General features: G+C 68.3%; 21 protein-coding genes. 10 read left to right on the top strand and 11 right to left on the bottom strand.

Annotation, left to right across the window (positions count from 1 at the left end):
* Positions 1-19 precede the first annotated feature (19 nt).
* A complete protein-coding gene (metE, locus tag ABIB38_RS02770; RefSeq protein ID WP_429201564.1) occupies positions 20-2,311 on the top strand; it encodes a 5-methyltetrahydropteroyltriglutamate--homocysteine S-methyltransferase in 2,292 nt (763 codons plus the stop codon).
* A 20-nt stretch (positions 2,312-2,331) separates the two neighbouring features.
* Here the strand turns inward: metE and ABIB38_RS02765 are convergent, their stop codons facing one another.
* The 4 genes from ABIB38_RS02765 to ABIB38_RS02750 all read right to left on the bottom strand — a co-directional run bounded on the left by ABIB38_RS02765 (position 2,332) and on the right by ABIB38_RS02750 (position 5,747).
* The gene (locus ABIB38_RS02765) at positions 2,332-3,294 is read right to left on the bottom strand and encodes an alpha/beta hydrolase (RefSeq protein ID WP_429201562.1); all 963 of its coding nucleotides are present in this window, start codon (positions 3,292-3,294) and stop codon (positions 2,332-2,334) included.
* Entirely contained in the window at positions 3,291-3,521 is a 231-nt protein-coding gene (locus ABIB38_RS02760; protein WP_429201561.1) for a hypothetical protein, read from the bottom strand. The genes ABIB38_RS02765 and ABIB38_RS02760 overlap by 4 nt, the downstream gene beginning before the upstream one ends.
* 22 nt (positions 3,522-3,543) lie before the next feature.
* Complete coding sequence (locus ABIB38_RS02755; RefSeq protein WP_429201559.1) at positions 3,544-4,035, bottom strand: hypothetical protein; 492 nt, start codon at positions 4,033-4,035, stop codon at positions 3,544-3,546.
* A gap of 122 nt (positions 4,036-4,157) precedes the next feature.
* The gene (locus tag ABIB38_RS02750; protein ID WP_429201795.1) at positions 4,158-5,747 is read right to left on the bottom strand and encodes a MutS-related protein; all 1,590 of its coding nucleotides are present in this window, start codon (positions 5,745-5,747) and stop codon (positions 4,158-4,160) included.
* Between the two features lie 231 nt (positions 5,748-5,978).
* On the opposite strand from ABIB38_RS02750, the gene ABIB38_RS02745 reads away from it, so the two are divergent.
* The 8 genes from ABIB38_RS02745 to ABIB38_RS02710 all read left to right on the top strand — a co-directional run bounded on the left by ABIB38_RS02745 (position 5,979) and on the right by ABIB38_RS02710 (position 16,055).
* Complete coding sequence (locus ABIB38_RS02745; RefSeq protein ID WP_429201557.1) at positions 5,979-7,754, top strand: YbhB/YbcL family Raf kinase inhibitor-like protein; 1,776 nt, start codon at positions 5,979-5,981, stop codon at positions 7,752-7,754.
* Between the two features lie 159 nt (positions 7,755-7,913).
* Positions 7,914-9,179 (top strand): efflux RND transporter periplasmic adaptor subunit, encoded by a 1,266-nt coding sequence (locus ABIB38_RS02740; protein WP_429201555.1) that lies wholly within the window; start codon positions 7,914-7,916, stop codon positions 9,177-9,179.
* A gap of 25 nt (positions 9,180-9,204) precedes the next feature.
* Entirely contained in the window at positions 9,205-9,930 is a 726-nt protein-coding gene (locus ABIB38_RS02735; RefSeq protein ID WP_429201553.1) for an ABC transporter ATP-binding protein, read from the top strand.
* 9 nt (positions 9,931-9,939) lie between these two features.
* A complete protein-coding gene (locus ABIB38_RS02730) occupies positions 9,940-11,247 on the top strand; it encodes an ABC transporter permease (RefSeq protein ID WP_429201551.1) in 1,308 nt (435 codons plus the stop codon).
* A 16-nt stretch (positions 11,248-11,263) separates the two neighbouring features.
* Positions 11,264-12,496 (top strand): ABC transporter permease, encoded by a 1,233-nt coding sequence (locus ABIB38_RS02725; protein WP_429201549.1) that lies wholly within the window; start codon positions 11,264-11,266, stop codon positions 12,494-12,496.
* 25 nt (positions 12,497-12,521) lie between these two features.
* Positions 12,522-13,853 carry a sigma-54-dependent transcriptional regulator gene (locus ABIB38_RS02720; protein WP_429201547.1) on the top strand — a complete coding sequence of 444 codons (1,332 nt, stop codon included), beginning with the start codon at positions 12,522-12,524 and terminating at the stop codon, positions 13,851-13,853.
* A gap of 16 nt (positions 13,854-13,869) precedes the next feature.
* A complete protein-coding gene (locus ABIB38_RS02715) occupies positions 13,870-15,240 on the top strand; it encodes a sensor histidine kinase (protein WP_429201545.1) in 1,371 nt (456 codons plus the stop codon).
* A 44-nt stretch (positions 15,241-15,284) separates the two neighbouring features.
* Entirely contained in the window at positions 15,285-16,055 is a 771-nt protein-coding gene (locus ABIB38_RS02710) for a spermidine synthase (protein ID WP_429201543.1), read from the top strand.
* On the opposite strand, the gene ABIB38_RS02705 is transcribed toward ABIB38_RS02710, so the two are convergent.
* Together ABIB38_RS02705 and ABIB38_RS02700 are read right to left on the bottom strand one after the other, a co-directional pair.
* Complete coding sequence (locus tag ABIB38_RS02705; protein WP_429201542.1) at positions 16,018-16,524, bottom strand: hypothetical protein; 507 nt, start codon at positions 16,522-16,524, stop codon at positions 16,018-16,020. The genes ABIB38_RS02710 and ABIB38_RS02705 overlap by 38 nt on opposite strands.
* A gap of 1 nt (position 16,525) precedes the next feature.
* The gene (locus ABIB38_RS02700) at positions 16,526-16,723 is read right to left on the bottom strand and encodes a hypothetical protein (protein WP_429201541.1); all 198 of its coding nucleotides are present in this window, start codon (positions 16,721-16,723) and stop codon (positions 16,526-16,528) included.
* Between the two features lie 349 nt (positions 16,724-17,072).
* Here ABIB38_RS02700 and ABIB38_RS02695 point away from each other — a divergent pair, with 349 nt between their 5' ends.
* Positions 17,073-19,508: a TonB-dependent receptor plug domain-containing protein gene (locus ABIB38_RS02695; RefSeq protein WP_429201539.1), complete on the top strand. Its 2,436-nt coding sequence runs from the start codon at positions 17,073-17,075 to the stop codon at positions 19,506-19,508.
* 65 nt (positions 19,509-19,573) lie between these two features.
* On the opposite strand, the gene ABIB38_RS02690 is transcribed toward ABIB38_RS02695, so the two are convergent.
* Genes ABIB38_RS02690 through ABIB38_RS02670 form a run of 5 tightly spaced genes read right to left on the bottom strand, consistent with a single transcriptional unit; the run spans position 19,574 to position 26,136 of the window.
* Entirely contained in the window at positions 19,574-21,145 is a 1,572-nt protein-coding gene (locus ABIB38_RS02690; protein WP_429201537.1) for a hypothetical protein, read from the bottom strand.
* Positions 21,142-23,247 carry a hypothetical protein gene (locus ABIB38_RS02685; RefSeq protein ID WP_429201535.1) on the bottom strand — a complete coding sequence of 702 codons (2,106 nt, stop codon included), beginning with the start codon at positions 23,245-23,247 and terminating at the stop codon, positions 21,142-21,144. The genes ABIB38_RS02690 and ABIB38_RS02685 overlap by 4 nt, the downstream gene beginning before the upstream one ends.
* Positions 23,231-24,214, bottom strand: coding sequence for a BatA domain-containing protein (locus tag ABIB38_RS02680; RefSeq protein WP_429201533.1), 984 nt, complete (start codon positions 24,212-24,214; stop codon positions 23,231-23,233). Before ABIB38_RS02680 ends, ABIB38_RS02685 begins: the two co-directional genes overlap by 17 nt.
* A gap of 18 nt (positions 24,215-24,232) precedes the next feature.
* Positions 24,233-25,117, bottom strand: coding sequence for a DUF58 domain-containing protein (locus tag ABIB38_RS02675; protein WP_429201531.1), 885 nt, complete (start codon positions 25,115-25,117; stop codon positions 24,233-24,235).
* 14 nt (positions 25,118-25,131) lie between these two features.
* Positions 25,132-26,136 carry an AAA family ATPase gene (locus ABIB38_RS02670; protein ID WP_429201530.1) on the bottom strand — a complete coding sequence of 335 codons (1,005 nt, stop codon included), beginning with the start codon at positions 26,134-26,136 and terminating at the stop codon, positions 25,132-25,134.
* Positions 26,137-26,138: the final 2 nt, after the last annotated feature.

Below are 26,138 nucleotides of genomic sequence, written 5' to 3'. Positions count from 1 at the left end.
TCATCAGGCTGACTTCCACATGACGACTACCCACACCCTCGGCTTTCCACGCATCGGCGCGCGCCGCGAACTGAAATTTACCCTTGAACGTTTCTGGAAAGGCGAAGCCTCGGCCCAGGAACTCGGCGCCCAGGCCGCAGCGCTGCGCCAGCGCCACTGGCAACAGCAGGGCAGGCTCGACTTCGCCCCGGTCGGCGATTTCTCCCTGTACGACCAGGTGCTGGACATGAGCTTCACCCTCGGGAACGTGCCGGCGCGCGCGCATGCGCACCATGGCGATGCGCTCGACGCGTCGCTTCATTCGTATTTCCGGGTGGCGCGCGGCCGCAGCCAGGGCGACCATGACCACGCCTGCGGCGGCGTGCATGCCGGCGAAATGACCAAGTGGTTCGACACCAACTACCACTACATCGTCCCCGAATTCGCCGCCGACACCAGTTTCAGGCTCGATACCGCGCGCCTGGACGAACAGCTGGCCCAGGCGCGCACGCTGGGCGTCAAGGCGAAGCCGGTCATCATCGGTCCGCTGACTTATCTGTGGCTGGGCAAGACCAAGGATGGCAGCGACCGGCTCGACCTGCTGCCCCGGCTGCTGCCGGTGTATGCCGAGCTGCTGGCCTGGTTCGTCACGCAAGGCATCGAATGGGTGCAGATCGACGAGCCGGCGCTGGTCACCGAACTCGATGCGCGCTGGCAGGCCGCTTACGCGAGTGCCTACGACCTGCTCCAGCACAGCGGCGTCAAATTACTGCTGGCGACCTATTTCGGCCGCCTCGATAACAACCTGGCGCTGGCCTGCGCGCTGCCGGTGGACGGCCTGCACCTGGATGCGATCAATGCCCGCGCCGAGATCGCGCCGGCCATCGAGGCCCTGGGCCAGGACAAGGTGTTGTCGCTCGGCGTGATCGACGGTCGCAACATCTGGAAGACCGACCTGCACGCGACCCTCGAATGGCTCGAGCCGGTCCAGCGCCGGCTGGGTGGGCGCCTGTGGATCGCGCCTTCGTGCTCGCTGCTGCATGTGCCGGTCGACCTGCAGAACGAGACCGCGCTTGACCCCGAGATCCGCTCCTGGCTCGCGTTCGCCGTGCAGAAACTGGAAGAATTGCGCATCCTGGCCCATGCGCTCGACCATGGCCGCTCGCAGGTGCAGCTCGAACTGGTCGAGAACGCCGCCGCGATCGACCGCCGCCGCGCCTCGACGCGCGTGTCGAACCCGGACGTGGCGCAGGCGCTGGCCGCGATCACGCCCGAGCTGGGCCGGCGCACCAGCAGCCACGCCGAAAGGAGCCGCAAACAGGCCGCCCTGCTCCGGCTGCCGAGCTACCCGACCACCACCATCGGCTCGTTCCCGCAGACGGCGGCGATCCGCCAGACGCGCAATGCCCATAAAAAGGGCGAACTGGAGGCGGCGGCGTATGAAGAAGCGATGCGCGCCGAGATCGCGCGCTGCGTGCGCGAGCAGGAAGCGCTGGGGCTGGACGTGTTCGTGCATGGCGAGGCCGAACGCAACGACATGGTCGAATACTTCGGCGAGCAGCTCGACGGCTACGCCTTCAGCCAGAACGGCTGGGTGCAATCCTATGGCTCGCGCTGCGTGAAGCCGCCGATCCTGTTCGGCGACGTGCGCCGGCCGCAGGCGATGACGGTCAAATGGACCACCTATGCGCAATCGCTGACCGACAAACCGATGAAGGGCATGCTGACCGGCCCGGTGACGATCCTGAACTGGTCGTTCGTGCGCGACGACCAGCCCAGGTCGGTGAGCTGCCGCCAGCTGGCGCTGGCCATCCGCGAGGAAGTGCTGGACCTGGAGCGCGCCGGCGTGCGTGTGATCCAGATCGACGAGGCGGCCCTGCGCGAAGGCTTGCCGCTGCGGCGCGCCGAATGGACGGCCTACCTCGACTGGGCGGTCGAATCGTTCCGCATCACTGCCAACGGCGTGGCGGACGAGACCCAGATCCACACCCATATGTGCTACTCCGAGTTCAACGACATCATCGGCGCGATCGCCGCCATGGATGCCGACGTGATCACGATCGAGACGTCGCGCTCGGATATGGAACTGCTGGACGCCTTCGACGATTTTGACTATCCGAACGAGATCGGACCGGGCGTGTACGACATCCATTCGCCGAACATCCCGAGCCAGGACCACATCGTGGACCTGATGCGCAAGGCCGCCATCCGCATCCCGGCCGAACGCCTGTGGATCAATCCCGACTGCGGCCTCAAGACCCGCAACTGGGAAGAAGTGCTGCCGGCGCTGCGCAATATGGTGGCGGCGGCGCATACCCTGCGCGCCGCCTGAGGCCGGCCCTCAGTTGGACCTCAGTTGACCTTTTTCAGGAAGTCGCCGACCGCCTTCACCAGCAGCGGCGACACCGGCAGCGACGGGTCGCCGTAGGCCGCCGCCTGCAGCGCCGGGTCGGCCCGCACGTGCTTGAAGATATGGTTCATGCCGGGGACGATGACCAGGGTCGCATCCGGCTTGGCGCGGTACAGGGCATTGGCCTGGGCGACCTCCACCTGGATGTCGGTATTGCCCTGGACGATCAGCACCGGCATGGTCAAGGCGGCGATGCGCTGCGCCGGCACATACCTGAACCACGAGATCATGTAGGGCTGGACGCTCGGCCGGTACAGGGTCATGAGCGCCGGCGGCACCTGGTCGACCGTGGTTCCGCCCTCGAGCGCCGTCAGGATGCGCTCGCTCTCCGTGTTCAACCCGGGCGGCAGCTTGCCGGCCAGCTGCTTGCGCAGGACGGTGGACGGCCCATCGGCGATGCCGGCGATCGAGACGAAGGCCGCGGCGCCGGCCTGCTGCGCCGCCAGCATGCCGATCAGGGAGCCTTCGCTGTGGCCGATCACGGCCACCGCGCCGAAGCGCGGGTCGGCCTTCAGCCTGGCGATCCAGGCGGCGGCGTCGTCCACATAGGTCTCGAAGCGCAGCTCGGATTCCGCCGGAGCGGCCGGCAGGCTGGCGGCCACGCCGCGCTTGTCGTAGCGCAGCGACGCGATACCCTCCGCGGCCAACGCCACCGCCAGCATCCTGAGACTGTCGTTGCGACCCGGGATCAGGGGATTGTTGCCATCGCGGTCGGTCGGGCCGGAACCGGCGATGATCAAGGCCACCCGCGGCTTGCCCTCGAGGGCGGCCGGCAATTGCAGCGTTCCGGCGATGCGGCCGGTCGGCGTGTCCAGCGCAATGTGTTCTTCGGTCGACTGGGCCGAGGCGAGAGCGGCGGCGAAGAACAGCAGCAGGGCCGCAGCGAAGCTGGGTGCGAATCTCATTTCCGCCCCGCGGTGATCGTCTTGGGGGAGGCCATCAGGACCGTCAACCAGCCCAGGAAGGAAATACAACGCTGCAGACCGACGAAGCACAGGAACCAGACGGCCCACTGGGCAGCGGTGTACTCAAATGGCGCAAGGCCGGCTGTCGACATCAGGAACAGCGTCGCAAAGGTGGTCAACCCGCCCACGATACCGGAAAACCACCACTTCTTTTCAAGCTCCGACATAGCATTCCTCACTCAGTATCATTCACGCCGCCACCGGCATGCCGCGCTGCGCCAGGCAGAAACCCTGGATCCGTTCGAGCGCCGCCGCGGCCGCTTCTTGATCGAGCCCCGCCCCGAAGTGGTAGCGATGGGTCGCGGTCTCGATCTCGATCCGGCCATGGCCGAAGCCGAGGGCGTCCCACTTGGCTTCCGGCGTCCAAGCCTCCGGCGGCGGCAGCAGCCGCACCGCGCGGATCTCGTCGGGCCGGAAGGCCAGCGCGATCGGCGGCAGCTCGCCCGCAGGGGCGATATATAGCTCATCCCGGAACACGAAGTTGCGGTACAGCGCCCAGGCGGCCACGCTGACGATGGCCAGCGCGCAGGCGGCGAAGATGGCGACGCCGAGCGACAGGTCGTGCCGCGCGCCGCTCGCCAGGCCATAGGCCAGCAGACAGACGAAGCAAAAGGACATGCACGCGGCAAAGCCGCGCTTCTGGGTTGGACAGACGATATGCAGAACCAGGCTGGCGCTCATTCCTCTTCTTCGAAAATGGCCTTGACCGTGAAGATACCACTTCTCGTAGAAAGGAATATGCGCGGATTCTCCCCGGGCCTGCCATTTCCGGGCTTCAGGCGCATGCCGGACGGCGCCCGGAACTACACGGCGGTGGCGTTCAGCGGCGTCGCCCGGGCCTTGAAGCTGGAAGCGTGCGGCGGCTCGGGCTCCACCAGGTGGCTGCTCAACCAGCGCGCCACCTCGGCCGCCCGCTTCTCGACGCGTGGCCCGAAACCCTGGCTCGCCAGCAGCGCGATGCCGTTCGGGTTGCGCAGCACGCCCGGCGCCAGTACCGGGCGGCCGCTGGCCGTATCGATGAAGAACGGCTCGAACTTCTCGCGCAGCAGCGGCGCCAGCACCAGGTTGTGCGAGGACACCAGCACCAGGTCGCGTCCGGCCAGCTGTTCCAGCACGGCGCACGCCGCCGATACCGACTCCAGGTGATTGGTGCCGCGGAACACCTCATCGATCAGGCAGATGCCGGGCGGCTGGCCGGCGACATCCAGCAATTCCTTCGCCCGCCGCAGCTCCGCCATGTACAGGCTCTCGCCGCCCAGCAGCGAATCCTCATTCTGCATGCTGGCGCGCACCGGCAGCGCCGGCAGGCAGGCCCGCGTCGCGTAGCAAAAACCGAAGGCGCGCGCCGCGATCGCGTTCAGGCCCACCATGCGCAGGAAGGTGCTCTTGCCCGACGCGTTCTGGCCCGAGATGAAGGCGCCCTTGCCGTTCAGGACCACCGATAGCGCAACCGGCTTTTCCATCAAGGGGTGGATGCCGCCCTCCAGTACCAGCGTGCGCGGATCGCCGCGCTCGGCCCAGCACCAGCGCCCGCTCGATGCCAGGTGGCGCGCCAGCGTGACGTCGGCCTCCAGGTTGGCACAAGCGAGGTAGGATTCGCGCAGGAAGGCGCGCTCGGCATGCACGATGCGCAGCGTCTTGAAGTAGTGCGCCACATTGGCGGCCGCGAACCAGTCGGCATACTGCTTCGCAGCCGGGATCATTCTCAGGCTCGGCGAACGCGCCAGGCGCAGGTGCAGGCGTTCGGCCCTGGTGCGCACCTCCGTGAAGGTCTCGAGCAGCGGCCCGCCCTGCTTGCCCAGCAGGCTGGTCGCGCGCAGCAGCGCATGCAGCGCGCGGATGGCGGCGGCCCACTCCTCTACCGACTGGTGATAGCGGATCTGCAGCGCCATCAAGGGGGCGAGAGCCGCCAGCGTCAGCGCCCAGCCGAACGGCAGGGTGACCAGGGCCGCGAGCGAGAACAGCAGCGCGAGCGACAGCAGCCATAGCCAGCGCGACCAGAACGGGATGGTCGGCGCCGCATCCCGGAACAGCAGGCCGGCCACCTCGGCGTCGGCATGGCGCAGGATGCGCAGGCTGGCGTCGATCGCGTCCAGCCGGGCCGGATCATCCATCAGCGCCTGCAGGCGGGTGCGCTGCACCGTGCACGCGGCATCGTCGATGCCGGCGCGCAGGCGCCGGTGTAATACCTGGCGCCCGAAAATGCTGGCGTCGGGCGCCAGCCTGTCTTCGAAAGAAGCGACCAGCAGGTCGTCCCAGGTCTGGTCGTCGATGCCTGCGGCGCCATCGAGGCGGTGCAGGCGTCCGACGTCGTCTGGCGTAAAGAAGTGGCGCGGTGGCGGTTCAGTCACTGGCGCGACGCTGCGCCAGAGGTCGAGCAGGCGGTCGAACATCGACAAGGTCTGTCCTTGGGAGAGAACCGGCGGCGCCGGGTGCCAATCCAACATACGGGCGGGATTGCTAACTTGCAAGATCGAAAACATTTTCTAGACGAAATTACCCGCTACGGGTAATGCGACATTGAATCCGACAATGTACGTTTCCCAACATACCGTGTTCCGAATCGCTGGCACGATCAATCGGCAAGGCTCCCACTCATAATGACCAAGAAAGGCAGGCCCTCGATGAAACGCGCTTCGCTCGCAGCCGCGCTGTGCATGGTGTTCGGTTCCGCCACCGCCCAGCAGGGCGACGGCACCATGTTCTCCACCAAGATCAACGTCTGGAAGCCCAACAAGGTGGAGGCCACGCCGGAGCGCATCAAGGCGCTCAAGGCGCCACAGGGCTTCACGGTGAGCGCCTTCGCCACGGGCCTCAAGAATGCGCGCATCGTCGCGGTGGCGCCGAACGGCGACGTCTACGTGAGCCGGCGCGACCAGGGCGACGTGCTGCTGCTGCGCGACGCCAACGGCGACGGCCGCGCCGACGGCGCGCCGGTCACGGTGGCCAACCGCGCCGGCGCCCACGGCCTGGCGATCCGCGACAACAAGCTGTACCTGGTCACCGTCAAGGAGTTGTTCGTGGCCGACATCCAGCCCGACGGCCGCCTGGGCGAACTGAAGATGCTGATCGGCGACCTGCCCGATTCGGGCCAGCACCCGAATCGCACCATGGCCTTCGGCCCGGACGGCATGCTGTACCTGAGCGTCGGCAGCACCTGCAATACCTGCAACGAGAGCAATGTGGAAAACGCGACGTTGCTGCGCGTGTCACCCGACGGCAAGAGCCGCACCATCTTCGCCAGCGGCCTTCGCAACCTGATCGGCTTCGGCTGGCATCCGACCACGGGCGAACTGTGGGGCTTCGACCACGGCATCGATTTCCTGGGCGACGACGTGCAGCCCGAAGAGATCAACAAGATCGAGCTGGGCAAGCAGTACGGCTGGCCGCACGTGTACGGGGCCGGCGACATCTACCCGCAAAGCACGCCGCAGGGCGAGATCACCAAGCAGCAGTGGAAGGAACGCAGCACGCCGATGGTGCTGGGCTACACCGCCCATGCGGCGCCGATGCAGTGGGTCTGGGGCGCCGGCAGCGCCTTCCCGGGCGAATACCAGGGCGACGCCTTCGTCACCATGCGCGGTTCGTGGAACCGGGTGCCGGCGTCGGGCTACGAGATCGTGCGCGTGCGCTACCAGGACGGCCAGCCCAAATCGGTCGAGCCTTTCGTCACCGGCTTTCTGACGGACGGCGGCAAGACCCATATCGCGCGTCCGGTCGGCCTGGCGCTGGCAAAAGATGGCTCGCTCCTGATGGCGGACGACGCCAATGGCGTGATCTACCGCATCGCCTACACCGGCGCAAAGGCGGCCGCCGCCCCGCCGAAGGCGCCGGCCGGCCCCATGGAGCAGCAGGTCAACAAGGGCAACAAGGTCCCGCTGGCGAACCAGCGGCCCGAGACCGAGGCCCGGGGCCAGCTGAGCGTCTCGTCGCCGAGCTTCGGCAACAACGGGATGATGGACGAGCGTTACACCGAGTACGCGGACGGCGTCTCGCCGGCGCTGTCCTGGAAAGCCGTGGCAGGCGCGAAGTCGTACGCGGTCATCATGGAAGACCCGGACACCAGGCCGGTCACGCCCTTCGTGCACTGGGTGATGTGGAACATCCCGGCCACCATCACCAGCGTGCCGGAAGGGGTGCAGGAGCAGGCCCGCCTGTCCGACCCGGACGGCGTGCTGCAGGGCCGCACCACGCGCGGCGCGCCCGGCTACTACGGGCCCAAGCCACCGGCCGGCGAGGCGGCGCACCGCTACCACTTCCAGGTCTATGCGCTCGACAGGATGCTCGACGTCCCCTTCGGCGCCGACCGCGACCAGGTGCTGGCGGCGATGAAGGGCCATGTGCTGGCCAAGGGCGAGGTCGTCGGCAGGTACGGCCAGAAACAGCAGCCGCAAAAATAAGCGGCCGGACGCGGACCGCTCTGTCCGCGAACGACCGCGCCGGACCGGACGGACACCGCGGACAGCGGTGTCCGGCGCGGCCTCTTTATGAATCAATGACTTACAAGTTGGCATGGATTGTGCTGTAACGACAGGCAGCCCGTCGTTACTGGACACAACATGATTCGCGATACATCGCAACAAGACGCCGTCGTTGCCCCGTCGGCGTCCCACACCTTCAAGCGCCGCGCGCTGCTGATCGGCGCCGCCGCCGCCCTGCTGGCCGCCAGCGTCGCCGTGTTCGCCGCCTGGAGCGGCAGCGAACATTCCGTCTCCGCCAGCCGCGTGCGCATCGCCGAAGTCCAGCGCGGCACGCTGGTGCGCGACGCCGCCGTCAACGGCCGCGTGGTGGCCGCCGTCAGCCCGACCCTGTATTCCACCGCCCCCGCCACGGTCAACCTGAAGGTCGCCGCCGGCGACACGGTGAAGAAGGGCGACGTGCTGGCGGTACTGGAGTCGCCCGACCTGACCGACGCCCTCAAGCGCGAAGTCTCGACCTACGAACAGCTCAAGGCCGAGGTGGCGCGCCAGCAGATCCTGGCCAGCAAGCAGAAGCTGCTGGCCAGGCGCGAAGCCGACACCGCCGAAATCGAGCGCCTGTCGGCCCAGCGCACGGTGGAGCGCTACGACAGCGTGGGCGTGGTCGGCATCATCGCCAAGATCGACTACCAGAAGGCCCAGGATGCGCTCGATTCGGCCGGCATCCGCGCCAGGCACGCGGCGCAGGCGGCCGCGCTCGAAGGCGACGACGTCCAGCTGGCGATCCGCACCAAGACCAACGAGATGGAGCGCGCGCGCCTGTCGATGGCCAATGCCCAGCGCCGCGTCGACGAGCTGACCGTGCGCGCGCCGGTCGACGGCTTCATCGGCACCCTGAACGTCCAGAACCGCATGGTGGTCATCGCCAATGCCCCGCTGATGACCCTGGTCGACCTGTCCAAGCTCGAAGTCGAGGTCGAGGTGCCCGAGACCTATGCCGGCGACCTGGGCCTGGGCATGAGCGCCGAGATCACGCTGCCGTCGGGCCGCGCCACCGGCAAGCTGTCGGCGCTGTCGCCCGAGGTGGTCAAGAACCAGGTGCTGGCGCGGGTACGCTTCGACGGCGAGCAGCCCAAGGGCCTGCGCCAGAGCCAGCGCGTCAGCGCGCGCCTGCTGATCGAGGAAAAACCGGACGTCCTGATGGTGCAGCGCGGCCCGTTCGTGGAAAACGAAGGCGGCCGCCATGCCTACGTGATGCGCGACGGGGTCGCCGTGCGCACTCCGATCCAGGTCGGCGCCACCAGCATCTCGGCGGTCGAGATCCTGTCCGGCCTGAAGGCCGGCGACCGGATCGTGGTGGCCGGCACCGACGCCTTCGAGAACGCCGCACGTGTTTCGATCAACTGACATTTTCCAGAACAAGGAGCCAACCATGCTGCGCATGACCAACCTCTCCAAGGTGTACCGCACCCACATGATCGAGACCCACGCGCTGCGCGGCTTCGATATCCACGTCGGCCAGGGCGAGTTCGTCACCGTCACCGGGCCGTCCGGCTCCGGCAAGACCAGCTTTTTGAACATCGCCGGCCTGCTCGAGGAATTCACCTCGGGCGAATACGTCCTGGACGGCGTCAACGTGCAAGGCCTGGACGACGCGGCCCGCTCGCGCCTGCGCAACGAGAAGCTGGGCTTCATCTTCCAGGGATTCAACCTGATCCCCGACCTGAACCTGTTCGACAATGTCGACGTGCCGCTGCGCTACCGCGGCTTCAATGCGCGCGAGCGCAAGGAGCGCATCGAGGACGCGCTGGCCAAGGTCGGCCTGGCCTCGCGCATGCGGCATTACCCGGCCGAGCTGTCGGGCGGCCAGCAGCAGCGCGTGGCGATCGCGCGCGCGCTGGCCGGCTCGCCCAAGCTGCTGCTGGCCGACGAACCGACCGGCAACCTCGATACCCAGATGGCGCGCGGCGTGATGGAACTGCTGGAAGAGATCAACGCCGCCGGCACCACGATCCTGATGGTGACCCACGATCCGGAGCTCGCGGTGCGCACCCACCGCAACGTGCACATCATCGACGGCCAGGTGTCCGACCTGGTGCGGCGCGGGCCGTCGCTGGTGGATGGCCACGCCCCGGCCCACGCCTCGGTGCCGGCATAAGGAGCGGCCATGTTCGGCTATTACTTCAAGCTCGGCGTGCGCAGCCTGCGCCGCAACCGCTACCTGACCGCGCTGATGGTGCTGACCCTGGCGGTCGGCGTGGCCGCCAGCGTCTCGACGCTTACCATCCTGCACGCGATGTCGGGCGACCCGATCCCATCGAAGAGCGACCGCCTGTTCGTGCCGTTCATCGACAACGCCCAACCCGAAGGCTATATCCCAGGTTCCGAGCACATCGACATGCAGATGACCTACAAGGATGCGACGAACCTCCTGCGCGCCAAGCCGGGCGACCGTGGCACGGCGCTGTTCGGCACCGGCATGCCGATCGAGCCGCCGCGCGCCGACATCCCGGCCTTTACCGGCTACGGCCTGGCGCCGACGCGCGAGTTCTTCGCCATGTTCGAGGTGCCCTTCCTGCATGGCCAGGCATGGAGCGCCGAGGACGAGGCGCGCGGCGCCAACGTGGTGGTACTCAATCGCGCGGTGGCCGAAAAGCTGTTCGGCGACGCCAACCCGGTTGGCCAGCGCCTGCGCATGGGCGGCGAACCTTTCACCGTGGTCGGCGTGCTCGACGAGTGGAATCCGATGCCGCGCTATTACAAGCTGATCGGCAGCGGCCCCGCCACCGGCGAGGACTTCATGATTCCCTTCCCCACCGCGGTGCGGCGCGAGATGCAGCCCTATGGCAGCGTCAACTGCAGCGAGTCGCGCGATTCCGGCTATGCCTCGTTGCTGGCCTCGGAATGCACCTGGATTCAGCTCTGGCTCGAGACGCGCTCAGCCATGGACCGCGCCGACCTGCATGCCTTCCTCGAAAATTATGCGAGCGAACAGCGCAAGCTGGGCCGCCTGAAGCGCCAGGCGCCGGTCGAGCTGTACGACGTGATGGAATGGATGGAAAAGCAGAAGGTGGTGGGCAACGATACCCGGCTGTCGGCCTGGTTGGCGTTCGGCTTCCTGCTCCTGTGCCTGGTGAATACCGTCGGCCTGCTGCTGGCGAAGTTCTCGGTGCGCGCCTCCGAGGTCGGCATCCGCCGCGCGCTGGGCGCCTCGCGGCGCGACATCTTCCGCCAGTTCCTGCTCGAGACCGGGGTGGTCGGCCTGGCCGGCGGCGTGCTGGGACTGGCGCTGGCCTTCGGCGCGCTGGCCCTGATCGGCATGGAAAGCAAGAGTATGGCAGCGGTGGCGCGCATGGACTGGCAGATGCTGGCGCTGACCTTCGTGCTGTCGGTCTGCGCCTCGCTGATCGCCGGCCTGCTGCCGACCTGGCGCGCCTGCCAGGTGACACCGGCCATCCAGCTCAAATCGCAATGACCTTCGGAGAATGAACATGGAAATCCGACCCATCCTGTCCGCGCTGTTGCGCAACAAGACCGGCCCGATCCTGGTGGCGATGCAGGTCGCCCTGAGCCTGGCGATCCTGGCCAACGCCCTGCACATCGTCAACGAACGGCGCGAAGTGGCGGCCCGCCCTTCCGGCCTGGCCGACGAAGCCGCGACCTTCTATTTCGCGGTGCGCAACCTGAACCAGGACACGCCGGAGCAGATGCTGGCCACCATCAAGCGCGAGCTCGAGGTGCTGCGTTCGGTGCCCGGCATGGTATCGGCCGGCCAGGCGTCGCAGATGCCGATGTCGCAAAGTGGCGGCACCACCAGTGTCTCCGCCGATCCGCGCCAGGAGCGCGAGAGCGCCTATGCCTCGACCTATCTGGCGGATGGATCGATGGTCAAGACCCTCGGCCTGAAACTGGTCGAGGGCCGCGACTTCCTGCCGCACGAAATCCCCGAGGTCAACCAGACCCTCGAGAACAGGCTGCCGGAAACCATCCTCATGACGAAGGCGCTGGCCGAGAAGCTGTGGCCAGGCGCGCCGGCGGTCGGCAAGATGATGTACTTCGGCACCGGCAACGGGGCGCGCGGGGCACAGGTGGTCGGCGTGGTCGAGCGCCTGCAGACCGTGCATGCCGAAGTGGGCATGGATGGGGAGTATTCGATCCTGATCCCCGAATTCATGTATGGCCGCCCGGGCACGATGTACGCCATGCGCGCCGAGCCGGGCCAGCGCGACCGCGTGATGCGGGAAGCCGAACTGGCGCTGCGCAAATCGTCGGCCACGCCGATGATCCTGCGCATCAAGACGGTCGAAGCCGACCGCAAGGACCGCTACCGCGCCGACATGGCGCTGTCATGGATGCTGGTGACGGTCAGCGCGCTGCTGCTCCTGATCACCTGCAGCGGCATCGTCGGCATGGCCAGCCTGTGGGTGACCCAGCGCCGCAAGCAGATCGGCGTGCGGCGCGCCCTCGGCGCGCGCAAAATCGACATCCTGCGCTACTTCATCGTGGAGAACGTCCTGATCACCAGCGGCGGCGTGTTCGGCGGCGTGCTGCTGGGCGTGGGCCTGAACCAGCTGTTGGTGAGCGAGCTGGAAATGACACGGCTGCCGCTGCCCTACCTGGCCGCCGGCGCCCTGCTGTTCTGGGCGATCGGCATCCTGGCCGCCTATGGCCCGGCATGGCGCGCGGCCAGCATCTCGCCGGCGCTGGCCACCCGCAGTACTTGACCGCGAGGATGCTATGCTTGCGGCCATGCCCACCGTTCTCATCATCGACGACAACGCCGCCGTCGCCATGGCGCTCGAGGTGCTGTTCTCGCTGCACGACATCGCGGCGCTGCGCGCGGCCTCGCCCGAGGAAGGCCTGGACCTCCTCGGCCGCGAGCCGGTCGATCTGGTAATCCAGGACATGAACTTCACGGCCGACACCACGTCGGGCGAGGAAGGCGTGGCCCTGTTTCGCGAGATCCGCCTGCGTCATCCCGACCTGCCGGTGATCCTGCTCACCGCCTGGACCCACCTGGACGCGGCGGTCGACCTGGTCAAGCTTGGCGCCGCCGACTATCTGTCCAAGCCCTGGAACGACGAGCGCCTGCTGGCCACGGTCAGCAACCTGATCGAGCTGGGCCAGGCCAACCGGCTGCTTGCCAGCCGCCTGCAGCGCGAACGCAAGGCCAGGCGCGAGCTCGAACTGAACTTCGATCTGCGCGGCCTGGTGTGGCAGGATCCGGCCACCGAACGCGTGCTGCACCTGACCTGCCAGGTGGCTGCTGCCTTCGTGCCGGTCTTGATCACGGGGCCCAACGGCACCGGCAAGGAACGCATCGCCGAGATCATCCAGGCCAATTCGACGGTGGCCGACGGCCCCTTCGTGGTCCTCAACTGCGGCGCCCTGCCGTCCGAACTGATCGAGGCCGAGCTGTTCGGCGCCGACGCCGGCGCCTATACCGGCGCCTCGAAGGCGCGCGAAGGCAAGTTCGAGGCCGCCGACGGCGGCACCCTGTTCCTCGACGAAATCGGCAACCTGCCGCTGGCCGGGCAGATGAAGCTGCTGCGGGTGCTGGAAACCGGCCGTTTCGAGCGGCTCGGCTCGAACCGCGAGCGGCAGGTGAAGGTGCGCGTGATCAGCGCCACCAATGCCGACCTGGCGGCCATGATCCGCGCCGGGACCTTCCGCGAAGACCTGTTCTACCGCCTGAACGTGATCGAGCTGCGCCTGCCGCCGCTCGCGAGCCGTCCGGGCGACATCCTGCCGCTGGCCCAGTCGTACCTGGAACGCGGCAAGACCCTGCATCCGGCGGCCGAAGCGGCCTTGCTGGCCCACCCCTGGCCCGGCAATGTGCGCGAACTGAAGAACGTGATGGCGCGCGCCAACCTGCTGTCGAGCGGCGACACCATCAGGGCGACCGATCTCGGGCTGCCGGCCGCCAGCCTGCCGGCCCAGGACACGGAACCCGACCGCGACGCCATCGTGGGGGCGCTGGCGCGCGCCGGCGGCGTGGTGGCGCAGGCGGCGAACGAACTCGGACTGTCGCGCCAGGCGCTGTACCGCCGCATGGAGCGGCTGGCGATTCCACGTCCATGAGTGCATTCATGAGCGAATGCGCATGAGCCAGGCGCCGGGCCGGGCCAGGTTCTCGCTGGTCACGCGCCTGTCGGCGCTGGTCGGCACCCTGCTCGTCCTGGGCATGCTGGCCGCGCTGGGCCTGGACGCCCTGTTCCCCGGCCGCCCGCTGCTGGTCGCGGGCCTGTGCCTGCTCGGACTGCTGCCGGTCGCGATCATCACCCTGCGCGCGCAAATCCAGCCCATCCTGTCGCTGTTTCGCGCGCTGGAGGGGACGGTCGACAGCTACCGCGACGGCGACTTTTCCTTCAGCCTGCATTGGCCGCACAACGATGAGCTGAGCGACCTGATCGCGGCCCACAACCGGCTGGGCGCCGTGCTGCGCGAGCAGCGCCTGGGCCTGGCCCAGCGCGAACTGCTGCTCGACTCGATGGTGCAGAACACGCCGGTGGCGATGCTGCTGGTGGCCGATTCTGCGTCCCACGCCGGCGCGCATTCAGGGGTCATCGTCTACGCCAACGTCGCCGCGCGCCAGCTGCTGGCGCATGGGCGCAAGCTCGAGGGTCATGCGCTGCGCGCCGTGCTCGACAACGCCGCGCCGGCCCTGCGCGAAGCGCTGGCGCGCGGCGGCGACGGCCTGTTCAGCGCCGGCGAAGGGGAAAGCGAAGAGGTCTATCACCTGGCGCGCAGCACCTTCAACCTGAATGGGCGGCGCCACGAGCTGCTGCTGCTGCGCCAGCTGACGGCCGAACTGCGGCGCCAGGAAGTGCAGACCTGGAAGAAGGTGATCCGCGTGATCAGCCATGAACTCAACAACTCGCTGGCGCCCCTTGCCTCGCTCGCGCATTCCGGCGCCGAGCTGGTGCGGCGCGGGCAGGTGGAGCGCCTGCCGCAGATCCTCTCGACCATCGGCGAACGCACCCGTCACCTGGAGAGCTTCATCCTCGGCTATGCGCGCTTCGCCAAGCTGCCGGCGCCGCGCCTGGAAGCCTGCCCGTGGCCGGAACTGGTCGCGCGCCTGACCGGCCAGGTCGATTTTGCCGTCGAGGGCGAGCTGCCGCCGGACCCTGCCCGGGTCGACCCCGCCCAGCTGGAGCAGGCGCTCCTGAACCTGCTCAAGAACGCGCACGAGTCAGGATCCAGGCCGGAGCAGGTCCAGCTGCAGGTGCGGCGCGTGCAGGACCAGCTGCGCATCGACGTGCTCGATCGCGGCAGCGGCATGAGCGAGGCGGTGCTGACCCAGGCGCTGGTGCCCTTCTATTCGACCAAGCGCAGCGGCACCGGCCTGGGGCTGGCGCTGGCGCGCGAGATCGCCGAGGCACATGGCGGGCGCATCCTGCTCGCCAACCGCGACGGCGGCGGGCTGGCGGTGACGCTGTTCCTGCCGGCGCTGCCATCCACCTCATGAACCGTCTCTGGTAAGATCGGCGTTGATTTTCCAGCCGCTCGACCATGCCGCCGTCCACCACCGATCCCCGCTTCGCCCAGCCCGGCCATCCGCCCGCCACCATCGACGAATTCGAAGGCGTGCGTTTCCTGCACCTCGGCACTTCCTGGGTGCAGGGCGCGATGCGCCTCGCCAAGCCGGACACGATCGAGCTCGAATACGTGCAGATGATGATGATGTGGACGCTGTTCCAGCGCGCGCCGCGCCGCATCGCCCAGCTCGGGCTGGGCAGCGCCGCGCTCACCAAGTTCTGCTACCAGCGCTTTCCCGAGGCGAAGGTCACGGCGGTCGAACTCAATCCCAACGTGATCGCGATCTGCCGCGCGCTGTTCGGCCTGCCCGACAACGATGCCCGCCTGGACGTGCGCGAAATGAATGCGCTCGACTTCGTGCTCGACCGCGGCAACCATGGCCAGTTCGACGTGCTGCAGGTCGACCTGTACGACCAGGACGCGCGCGGCCCGGTGCTCGATTCGGTCGAGTTCTACCAGGGCTGCCGCGATTGCCTGGCGCCGGGCGGCATCATGACCGCCAATGTGTTCGGCGACTTCAGCAACTATGACAAGAACTTCCTGCACATGGAGCAGGTGTTCGACGCTGTCGCCTGGCTGCCCGAGGTGCATGACGCGAACGTGGTGGTGCTGGCCTTCCGGGAGGCGCCCGAGATCGACTTCGCGCTGCTGTACGAGCGCGCCGGCGAGGTCAAGCGGCGCCTGAACCTGCCGGCCAGGAATTGGGTCAACGGTCTGAAAGAGTGGATGCGCGATCACGCGTGATCTGGCACGGCGCGGGCGCACGGCGTTCCGGGAGCTGGCCGCCCACGCCCAGTTCGGACGCCGGCACGGGCGCGCCGAGCACCGCGAACACCGCGCCGCAGGGTTCGCGTTCCAGCGCCAGCACCGGGAACACCCGTTCCAGATTGACGTACTTGGCCCAGGCGCCGGCGCCGCGCGACTGGCTCGGCGGGATCGACATGGCGGCAAAGCCGCGCGCGCCCTCCTCCAGCGCCGCGATGCTGCGCACGCGGGCGGCGCGCGCTGCTTCGTCGGACCGTTCGGCCTGGCCGGCTTCCATGCAGCGCACCCGCAGCTGCGCGCCGGGCAGCGGATGGTCACTGATTTTCTGGTTGGGCGCGTGCCAGAGCTGCATCAGCACGATGCCGGTCGGCCCGTGGGCGTCCCAGGCGCTTTCGAGTCTGCCGTGGTGCTGCAGCCCGTAGCGCTTGCAGAGCTGGGTAATATTCATGTTAGTCGTTCCGTTGCCGTTGACGCCGCTCGCAGCTGCGGCGGGCGGCGGGACCCTGCATGGCGCGCAGCAGGATCTCTCGTGAGACATTGCAGCTCTCGAGGTACATCAGCCCGGCCGACACGCCTCGCGTCTCTGCCAGGAACAACGCATATTCGGTAGCGAGCGCGGACCGCTCGTCGATTCGTCGTTGAATCATGATGTGGCTGCCTACGAAGTGCGGCGAAAGCGCCGGCTTGAAATCACATGCTAAAGCCACTCGGCAGCACACCGTTGGAAATCTTGTTAAAGAACGTAACAATCCAGCAAACTCTTGCTCACAACATTTCTCACCAAAAATTTGTTTATTCTCAATGCATTACCCGAAACTCATGAACATCCCTTGAACTCAAAGAATACGTCTCTTTTATGCAACAGCCGTGCCACCTGTTCACCTTCGTATTTACTTATTTCAATAACTTCGTAGTGCAGATCGCGAACCCGTTGCTAACATGAAATGACATCCGGTCAAGCGGATGACATGACAACACTCAATGCAGGGGGAGAGGATGACCAGGAAGTTGAACAAGAAAACACTGCCGCAACGCGCCCTGTTGGCGTCGGCACTGATGGCGGCGTTGGCGCCCGTTGGCGCGCAGGAGACGGACAGCAGCATGTCGCAAGTCGTGGTGCTCGGCTCGCGCACCCAGGCCAAGACCGCGCTCGACACCGCGGTTCCGGTGGGCCTCATCAACAGCAAGGACATCCAGTCCGCCGGCACGCTCGAACTGGGCAAGGTGCTGCAAGACCTCGACCCCTCGTTCAATTTCACCAGCACCTTCGTGAGCGACGGCACCGACATCATCCGCCCCGCCACCCTGCGCGGCCTGGGCCCGGACCAGCTCCTGGTGCTCATCAACGGCAAGCGCCGCCACCAGCAAGCCCTGGTCAACGTGCAGCAGACCATCGGCCGCGGCTCGGCCGGCACCGACATCAATGCGATCCCGCTGTCGGCGATCCAGTCGATCGAGGTGCTGCGCGACGGCGCCGCGGCGCAGTATGGCTCGGACGCGATCGCGGGCGTCATCAACATCATCCTCAAGAAGGGCGCCGGCAACGGCACGCTCAGCGCCAGCGCCGGCACCACCGACGAAGGCGACGGCGACACCTATTCGGCCAGCGCCAACCGCGGCTTCGCGCTGGGGGCCGACGGCGGCTACCTGAACCTGTCGGTCGAGGCCAGGAAGCGCGACGAGACCAACCGCGCGGGTCCCGACACCCTGCGCGTCAGCCCGCCGCGCGTGACCCAGCGCCTGGGCGACAGCAACGCCAAGGACTATTACCTGTGGATGAATTCGGCCATCCCGACCGCCGGCGGCGAACTGTACGCTTTCGGCGGCGCCTCGAAACGCAAGGGCGATTCGGGCGGCTTCTTCCGCCCGGCCGAGGATTCGCGCAACGTGCCCGCGCTCTATCCGAATGGCTTCCTGCCGAATATCGTGACCACCGTGCAGGACGCCTCGCTCGCCGTCGGCTACCGCCACGACCTGCCGAACGGCTGGAACGCCGACGCCAGCGTCAACCATGGCCGCAGCCAGCTCAAGTTCCACGAACGGAACTCGGTCAACGTCAGCTACTGGTACGAGAACGGCGAGTCGCCGACGTCGGCCGACACCGGCACGCTCAAGTTCGAGCAGACCACCTTCAACCTCGATTTCAAGGGCCCGGTGAACGTGCTGGGCGGCGAGCTGTTCGTGGCCGCCGGCTTCGAATGGCGGCGCGACAACTACGAGATCGAGGCCGGCGATCCGGTCTCGTACCAGTACGGCCGCAGCAACAATCCCGCCATCGTCATCCGCGACCAGAACGGCGGCATCGCCGCCTCGGGCATCCAGGGCTTCCCCGGTTACACCCCGGGCACCGCGGTCGACGAGGGCCGCCACAATACCGCCTACTACCTGGACCTGGAGCGCCAGTTCGGCGCCAACGTCACGCTCGGCGCCGCGGCGCGCCACGAACGCTATTCGGACTTCGGCAACACCACGATCGGCAAGCTGAGCCTGCGCTGGGACCCGAGCCGCACCGTCGGGATCCGCGGCAGCGCCTCGACCGGTTTCCGCGCGCCGGGCGTGCAGCAGAAGTTCTACAGCTCGGTGTCGACCAACCTGAACGCCGCCGGCGTGCTGACCGAGACCCTGACCGCGCGCGAAGACAGCGCCGTCACGCGCGCCTTCGGCATCGCCCCGCTGCGGGAAGAAACCTCGAAGAGCGCCAGCATCGGCATGATCCTGCGCCCGACCCAGGGCTTCTCGCTCACCGCCGACGTCTACCGCACGAAGATCGACGACCGCATCGTCTTCTCCAGCAATATCGCACCGGAGTCCGGCCCCTGCCCGACGCCGGCCGCCTGCCCGATCCGCAACATCCTCGATCCGCTGCGCGTGGGCCAGGCCCAGTTCTTCACCAATGCGATCGACACCACCACCACCGGCCTCGACCTGGTGGCGCAGCAGACCATCCGTGGCCAGGGCTCGACCCTGGTGCTGTCGGGCCAGCTGGGCTTCAACAAGACCGAGGTCGACGACCGCCATTCGCAGTCGCCGGTGCTCACCGGTGCCCAATTGTTCGACGACGCGCAGGTGACGCTGATCGAACGCGGCCAGCCACGCAAGCACCACGTGGTGTCGGCCGACTACACCACCGGACCGTGGAACCTGACGGCGCGCGCCAACTACTTCGGCGCGGTGCAGGGCCAGGGGTTCACGGCGCCGTTCGTGCAGACCTGGGAAGCGAAGTGGATCGTCGACCTGACCGGGCGCTATGCCTTCAACAAGAACCTGGCGCTGTCGGCGGGCGTGAACAACCTGTTCGACACCTATCCGACGCGCTGGGATCCCGAGCGCGCGGCGCCTTTCCCGCAGTTGGGCTTCACGCACTGCTGGGAAACCTGCCCGTTCGGCATGAATGGGCGCTCGGCCTACGTGAAGGCGGACTACACGTTCTGAGAGGGGCCGGCCGGCGCGCCGGACGCGGGCTGCAACGGAGTCGCACGCGGCGACTCCGGGGCGTATCAGCGGCGCTCGCGCCACCATAGCGACAGCATCGCCGCGGCGAAGGCCAGGGCGAACGGCCAGGCCGGCATCGGGCGTGTCGGCCCGTCGCCGGGCGGCTGCGCCGTGCGGGCGGCGTAGCGCGCGGTGGCGTCGCGCTTTTGCATTGCCTGCCATTGCGGCCAGTCGTCTTGCGCATACACGTAGACGGCGTGCGCGCCCGCCTTGCGGTCCGCCATCGGCAGCCAGCCGGGTTTTTGCGGCCACAGCGCGACGCAGGAAGCATCGACGCGATCGGCGCGGGCTTGCCAGCGCAAGCTTTGTTTCAGTTCCGGGAATGCGACCTCGCCATCGACGCCGCGGGCGCAGATTTCCAGGCGCTGGCCGGGCAGCGGCATCTCGGCGGGCGCCAGCCATTCGGTTTCCTGGCGCCGCTCGACGCCGACGCGGTCGAGCACCCCCTGCCACCACAGCGCCAGCTTGCGCGGTTCGGCGATCGCGTGGCGGTGCCATTCGCTCACGCCCAGCCAGGCGATGCGGCCCTTCTTCCAGTCGCGGGTCCAGACCATGTCGCTCGACCCGGTCCAGGGGCCGGCGTCGCGCGCCGCCGGCAGCATCGGCGCCAGCGGCATTTCCAACGGCGCATCGAGCTTGCCGCCCAGCGGCTGCGCGCGCAGCGGCAATTGCAGGGTGCGCGACCAGACGCCCGGATCGTTCGCGTTCCCGCCCAGCACCAGGAGCGGCATGCCGGCGGCCACGCGCTCGAGCAGGGACGCGCGTTCGCCGGCGCCCATGCGCTCGAAACGGGCGGCATCGATCACCATCAGGTTCGGCGCCGTCATCTCTTCGCGCGGCGTCTCGGTACGGGTGACGTCGCGGCCCAGCGTGACCTGCCAGTCGAGCAGTGCGCCGCTGCCGGCCAGCAGGTCGTTCAGCACGCGCAGGTCGAACGACGGCGCGCCGAAGCGGCCCACGACCTGCAACTGGACCGGTTCGTGCACGGTGAATGGCACCGGGCCTTCGGCAAGCACCTTGTCCTTCGCATCCAGCAGGCGCGCCTTGAGGACGACGCGCTCGGCCACCGGCGGCATCCATTCGACGGTCAGGTTGCCCGCGCCGCGCGCCTGCGCGATCGGCTGGCCGTTCTCGGCCAGCAGTTCCAGGCGCATCTCTTCCTGGATCTCGTCTTTACTGCCGGTCTTGGCTTCGCGCTCGACCGTCAGGGTGAACAGGCGGCCCAAGGCTACCTGACTCGGAAACTCGAGGCGTAGCGCGCCGCCCTTGGGCGCCTGCCAGGCGAGCGGCAGGGCCGGCAGATCGTTCCATGCGGCGCCGCGCAGGCCGTCGCCGTTCAAGGTCAGGGCATTCACGCCCTGGAGCGAGGCCGACAAGGACAGCGGCGGCGCGGCCGGGTCGATGGCCAGCGTGCGGCCGGCCTCGCCGGGCACGCGCAGCTCGGCCGCGAACAGGCCCAGGGCGGCGGCCGCGACGACGATCAAGAGCGCGTCCAGCCACTGGCGGCGGCGCAGGTAGAGCGCGGCGCTGACGACGCCGGCCAGGGCGATGAGGCCGATGAGCAGGGTCTGGTTCATGGCGCGCCCGCCTCGCGCCACTGGCGTGCGAACGGGGTCTCGACCTTGCCGCTGCCCTGCAGCAGCACCCGGCCCTCGCCGGCGCCGGTGCGCAGCCAGGCGCGCAGCACCGGGCGGCAGGCGATGCAGCCGTCGGCCACGTCCTGGATCGCGCGCTGGGCGGCCAGGCGCTGTTCGTCGTCCTTCAGGCGCGTGCGCACCCAGTCGTTGGCAGTGCGCATCCATAGCGAAGGCAGCGCTGTGTCACCGGACGGCGCGCCGGACAGGGCGGCCACCAATGCGCGCAGCTCTTCCGGCAGCGGCGAACCGTCTGCCGCCTGTTCGCGGCGGTAGCTGGCGGCGCCCGCCATTTCGCCGGTCATGCGTTTTTCTTCCTTGATCGGCGGCGGGGTGAAGGCGGTCTTGTGCAGGTAGATGCGCTCGGCCTGCTGCAATTCCTTGATCGCTTCCAGCGCCTTGTGCTCGGGCGGCAAGGCGGTCTTCGGTGCGATCGCGCGCAGCGACTTCTCGGCATCCCACATCGCGACCAGCGCGCGGCGCAGCACCTTCTTGGTGCCCTCGTCGTACATCGTCGCGTTCTCGGCCTCGTCGTGGGCGTGGCCATAGGTTTCCAGGATGTGCTGGGTCTCGTTCACGATGGCGCTCTTGCGGGTGTTCGGGCTGCCGTGGTCGTGGCCGTGGCTTTCCTCTTGCGGATGCTCGCCGGGGCCGTGGTCATGGCCTTCATGGTCGTCGTGCTCGTCCCGCTGTTGCGCGCCGCCGGTGCCGGAACCGGCATTGTCGGCGAACAGCGTCGATTCCTCGCCCAGGAACTGGCCATAGCGGCGGCGCAGCTGCGCCTGGTCGTTGGCGATGCGTTCGCTGCGGTCGCGTACGTCGTCCGCCGCCATCTTCGTGCCGCGCATATCGGCGATGAGCTGTTCGGTGTCGATGATGATCTGGCGCTGGCTGCGCAGCGACGCCGGCTTGACCAGCGACGGCATCGCCGCGCTCTCTTCTTCCGCTTCCTGTTCCGGCGCCGGCCGGCGCACGGTGTAGGTGGGCGACTGCACGGTCTGGGGCCTGCCGGCGTTGTCGGTCGCGCGCACGAAGAAATACAGCTCGTCGCCCGGTTCCATCTCCAGCTCGGCGAGCGACCATTGCTTCGACCAGTCGCGCCGCTTCGGGTCGCTCGATGCCGGCAGCGGCATCTCGCGGTCGGTGAACTTGACGTTCTCGCCGCTGCCGCGCGCCAGCGTCATGTGCAGGGTGGCGCGCCGGATCGCGTAGTCGTCGCGGATCCGGATCGCCATCGCGGCGCCCGTCGCGTTCTCGCGCAGGTCCTGGATCATCTGGGTCGGAGCAAGCACCGTGATCTCGGGCGGCTGATCGGGAATCACGCGCAGCGTGTGGCGCTGGCCGCGCCAGCGCCACACCACCGACTCGGTGGCGGTCCAGCGCGCGCACGCCTTGCCCGGCTCGAGCACCTCGCCGTTGCCCAGTTCGATCCGGTTGTCCCCGGCGGTGCCGTCCTTCAGGCACCAGCTGACGACGGTCTGCTCCGGCGCCTGCAGGTCGCCCGGGCCCGATTCGGACGCCTTGATGCCGGTATAAGCCGGCGGCGCCAGCTTGATGGTGAGCCCGGCCAGCGTGGCCGCGCTCGCGCTGCTCACCGGGCCCGCTGGCGCTGCGCTGCCCGCTTCCGAGGGCCTGGTGGTCGCATACCACACCATCCCCGCCAGCACCGCGCTGACCAGGATGATCGGATAGCCGGCGGACACATGCTGCCTGACGATCCGGCGCAGCTGGGCCGGCGAGATGACGGCGTCCAGGCGGTCGAACAGGCGCTGCTGCTGCAGGCGGGCGATCGGCGAATCGGCCCCCTCGAGCAGGGCCGCGCTGTCTTCCATCTCGGGCACGGCGCCGTCCAGCCAGGCGGTCCACTCGAAGGTGACGCGGCGGCGCAGCTTGACCCAGTCGAGCGCGCACCAGCCGGCCCAGGCCAGCAGGCCCGGTCCCGAAGGAATCGCCAGCCACGGCAGCGCGCCGCCGATCCACAGCGGCAGGCGGCGCAGCTGGGCTGCGCGCCATACCCGTTTGGTGATCTCAACGCCTCCGTGCATGCGTGAGACTCCTTTCCAGTACAAAAAGTGCGGCCAGGACGGCCAGCAGAACGCCGCGCAGCGCGCCGCCCGGTCCCGGCGCATTGGCGGCGTCGCTTGCCGTGAATACTTGCGACGCCATCATGAATGGGCGCGGGCCGACGTGCAGCCGCTGCCAGTCGTCGAGCAGCGCGCGGGCGGCGTCGGGATGTCGCGGCGGCCAGTCGGCATGATGCCACAGGCGGCCACGCGCGCTGTCGGCGTAGCGCAGCCCGTCCAGCACGCGCGGCTTGGCCAGCTCGGGGAAGGTCGACGGCTGCGTCACCCACCACAACGGGGCGCGCAGCGCGGCGGGCGGCGCCTCGGCCCGGTCCCACACGATCAGCGAGGTCGCGGCGCCCGGCGTGTCGTCGACGATGACTGTATCGGGACCGCCCTGCGCCGCGAACATGCGGCGCCATTCGGCCGCGCGCTCGCTGGCGATGTAGACGTGGCGCTCGACCTTGACGGGCGCGCTGGCCTGGGTGCGTACCTCGACCTGGCGGCCAAACACCGGCTTCGCGGCCGGCATCGGCACGTCGCCCAGCACCATCAGGCGCGCGTCACGCTGCCATTCGCGTTCGTGCGTGTGTACCCAGCCCAGCGCTTGCGCGGCGGTCAGCGTGACGCGCTCGGCGTTCGCCAGGCCGGCTTGCGCCGTCTCGCGTTCGACCCATGCGGGGTCGGCGCCTTGCGTCACCACGACTGTATCGCCGCGCCACGGATAGACCGGGTCGGCCAGCCAGGCAATCAGGACCGCCAGCAACAAGCAGCGCACCAGCAGCAAGAGCGGGTCGCTCCAGCGCCAGACGCGGGTCTGGCGCGGCTCGGCGCGCGGCAGGAAGCGCGCGGTCGACATCAGGGCCGCCTGGTTCTGCACGCGCTTCTTGCGGTGCCACCAGATCGGCAGGAGGAGAACAGGCAGCGCGAGCCACCAGAGTGCATTCATGGCGTGATCTTCACTGGGTTACCTTCCGGGACGCCGCAACCAGCGCCGCAGCACCTCGACCGGCGACTGCTCGATCGCGGCCAGCGTCAGCGGCATATCGTTCTTGCGGCACTGCGCCGTGACGGCGTTGAAATGTTCTTCGCGGTTGCGGCGGTAGCCTTCCTTCAGGTCGGCGCCGAAGCGGAACACGCCTTCTTCGCGTTCCGGATCGCGATAGGCCAGCTCGCTGGAAAAGCTGGCGTCGATCTCGGCCTGGGTCTGCAGGCCCAGCACGCGCACGTCGTGGCGCATCTGGCGCAGGCGGATCAAGGCCACCGACAGCGGCGACGGCCAGTCGAGCAGGTCGCTGGCCGCGTAGATCGCGCTCGGCGATTGGGCGAAGTGCAGGCTCGCCTTCAGGGTCGCGGTATCCGGCAGGTCGCCATCGGGTTCGGCGCGCTGGAGCTGGGACAGCACGCGCTGCAGGTGGCGCGGCCCGCGCAGGGCCGGCGTGAACGCCACCTTGCCGCCACCGAGCACCACCAGGCCGAAGGCATCTCCCTGGCGCTGCGCGATCGCGGCGACGCAGCCGAGCAGCGCGCGCGCGTAGGCCAGCTTGTTGAGGCCAGGGGTGCTGCGGCTTGGTTCGGCCATCGACGCGCTGGCGTCGAGCACCAGCCAGACCGCCACGTGGCTGTCGCGCTCGGCCTCGCGCACGAAGTAGCGGTCGGCGCGCGCCGCCAGTTTCCAGTCGACACGGCGCCACTCGTCGCCGGGCACGTAGGCGCGGTATTCCGAGAACTCGACGCCCGCCCCGCGCTCGCGGCCGGCGTGGATGCCGTGGCCCAGGCCCGCCAGCACGTGGCGGATCACGAGGTCGAGCTTTTGCGTGTGCGCGATCAGCGCGGTGTTCGCTAACGACATGGTTCGAACGCCGGTTATGGCACCTTGATTTCGTTACGCAGCGCCTGCAGCACGTCGGCGATGGCGATGCCGTCGGCCTCGGCCTCGAAGTTGCGCAGCACGCGGTGCGCCAGCACCGGCAGCAGCATGGCCTGGACGTCGTCGCGGGTCACCGCCAGGCGGCCCTGCATCAGCGCGCGCGCCTTGGAGGCCAGCACCAGCGCCTGGCCGGCGCGCGGGCCGGCGCCCCAGCCGATGTGCTTTTTCACCGCCTCCACCGTGGTCTCGCTCGGACGGGTGGCGCGCACCAGGCGCGTCGCATAGCGCACCAGGTGGTCGCCGATCGCGATGTCGCGCACCAGCTGCTGCAGGCGCAGCAGGGTCTCGACATCCATCACCGGCTCGGCATCGAGCAGGCCCGCATGGGTCGTGCGCGAGACCATCAGCACTTCCTCGTCCTCGGTCGGATAGACCACGTCGATGCGCAGCAGGAAGCGGTCGAGCTGGGCCTCGGGCAGCGGATAGGTGCCGGCCTGCTCGATCGGGTTCTGCGTGGCCAGCACGAAGAAGGGACGCGGCAGTTTATGGGTCTGGCCGGCGAAGGTCACCGAACGCTCCTGCATCGCCTCCAGCAGCGCCGACTGGGTCTTGGGCGGGGCGCGGTTGATCTCGTCGGCCAGCAGCACTTGCGTGAACACCGGGCCGGGCTGAAAACGGAACCCGCGCTGGCGGGTCGCCGCGTCTTCTTCCAGGATCTCGGTGCCGACGATATCCGACGGCATCAGGTCGGGCGTGAACTGCACCCGGCGGAACTGCATGTCGGTGGCCTGCGCCAGCGACTTGACGAGCAGGGTCTTGCCCAGCCCCGGCACGCCTTCGACCAGCGCGTGGCCGCCCGCCAGCAGGCAGGTGACGAGCAGGTCGACCACGTCTTCCTGGCCGATGATCACGCGCGCCATGCTGGCCTTCAATGCGCCCACTTTCGCCGTCAGGGCGGCGATATCCTGTTCATTCCACGCTACTGCATCTTGTTGCGACACTG

This window comes from Massilia sp. UYP11, assembly GCF_050434805.1.
Lineage (GTDB): Bacteria > Pseudomonadota > Gammaproteobacteria > Burkholderiales > Burkholderiaceae_D > Telluria.
The sequence above is the reverse complement of the archived record's forward strand: the minus strand, read 5'-3'. Positions and strand labels throughout refer to the sequence as shown.

Coding starts and splice junctions, on each gene's coding strand:
- ABIB38_RS02715 (WP_429201545.1), top strand. CDS start 13,870: ATGCGCATGAGCCAGGCGCCGGGCCGGGCCAGGTTCTCGCTGGTCACG.
- ABIB38_RS02730 (WP_429201551.1), top strand. CDS start 9,940: ATGTTCGGCTATTACTTCAAGCTCGGCGTGCGCAGCCTGCGCCGCAAC.
- ABIB38_RS02765 (WP_429201562.1), bottom strand. CDS start 3,294: ATGAGATTCGCACCCAGCTTCGCTGCGGCCCTGCTGCTGTTCTTCGCC.
- ABIB38_RS02690 (WP_429201537.1), bottom strand. CDS start 21,145: ATGAACCAGACCCTGCTCATCGGCCTCATCGCCCTGGCCGGCGTCGTC.
- ABIB38_RS02705 (WP_429201542.1), bottom strand. CDS start 16,524: ATGAATATTACCCAGCTCTGCAAGCGCTACGGGCTGCAGCACCACGGC.
- ABIB38_RS02745 (WP_429201557.1), top strand. CDS start 5,979: ATGAAACGCGCTTCGCTCGCAGCCGCGCTGTGCATGGTGTTCGGTTCC.
- ABIB38_RS02740 (WP_429201555.1), top strand. CDS start 7,914: ATGATTCGCGATACATCGCAACAAGACGCCGTCGTTGCCCCGTCGGCG.
- ABIB38_RS02750 (WP_429201795.1), bottom strand. CDS start 5,747: ATGTTCGACCGCCTGCTCGACCTCTGGCGCAGCGTCGCGCCAGTGACT.
- ABIB38_RS02755 (WP_429201559.1), bottom strand. CDS start 4,035: ATGAGCGCCAGCCTGGTTCTGCATATCGTCTGTCCAACCCAGAAGCGC.
- ABIB38_RS02725 (WP_429201549.1), top strand. CDS start 11,264: ATGGAAATCCGACCCATCCTGTCCGCGCTGTTGCGCAACAAGACCGGC.
- ABIB38_RS02685 (WP_429201535.1), bottom strand. CDS start 23,247: ATGCACGGAGGCGTTGAGATCACCAAACGGGTATGGCGCGCAGCCCAG.
- metE (WP_429201564.1), top strand. CDS start 20: ATGACGACTACCCACACCCTCGGCTTTCCACGCATCGGCGCGCGCCGC.
- ABIB38_RS02760 (WP_429201561.1), bottom strand. CDS start 3,521: ATGTCGGAGCTTGAAAAGAAGTGGTGGTTTTCCGGTATCGTGGGCGGG.
- ABIB38_RS02700 (WP_429201541.1), bottom strand. CDS start 16,723: ATGATTCAACGACGAATCGACGAGCGGTCCGCGCTCGCTACCGAATAT.
- ABIB38_RS02695 (WP_429201539.1), top strand. CDS start 17,073: ATGACCAGGAAGTTGAACAAGAAAACACTGCCGCAACGCGCCCTGTTG.
- ABIB38_RS02675 (WP_429201531.1), bottom strand. CDS start 25,117: ATGTCGTTAGCGAACACCGCGCTGATCGCGCACACGCAAAAGCTCGAC.
- ABIB38_RS02720 (WP_429201547.1), top strand. CDS start 12,522: ATGCCCACCGTTCTCATCATCGACGACAACGCCGCCGTCGCCATGGCG.
- ABIB38_RS02735 (WP_429201553.1), top strand. CDS start 9,205: ATGCTGCGCATGACCAACCTCTCCAAGGTGTACCGCACCCACATGATC.
- ABIB38_RS02710 (WP_429201543.1), top strand. CDS start 15,285: ATGCCGCCGTCCACCACCGATCCCCGCTTCGCCCAGCCCGGCCATCCG.
- ABIB38_RS02680 (WP_429201533.1), bottom strand. CDS start 24,214: ATGAATGCACTCTGGTGGCTCGCGCTGCCTGTTCTCCTCCTGCCGATC.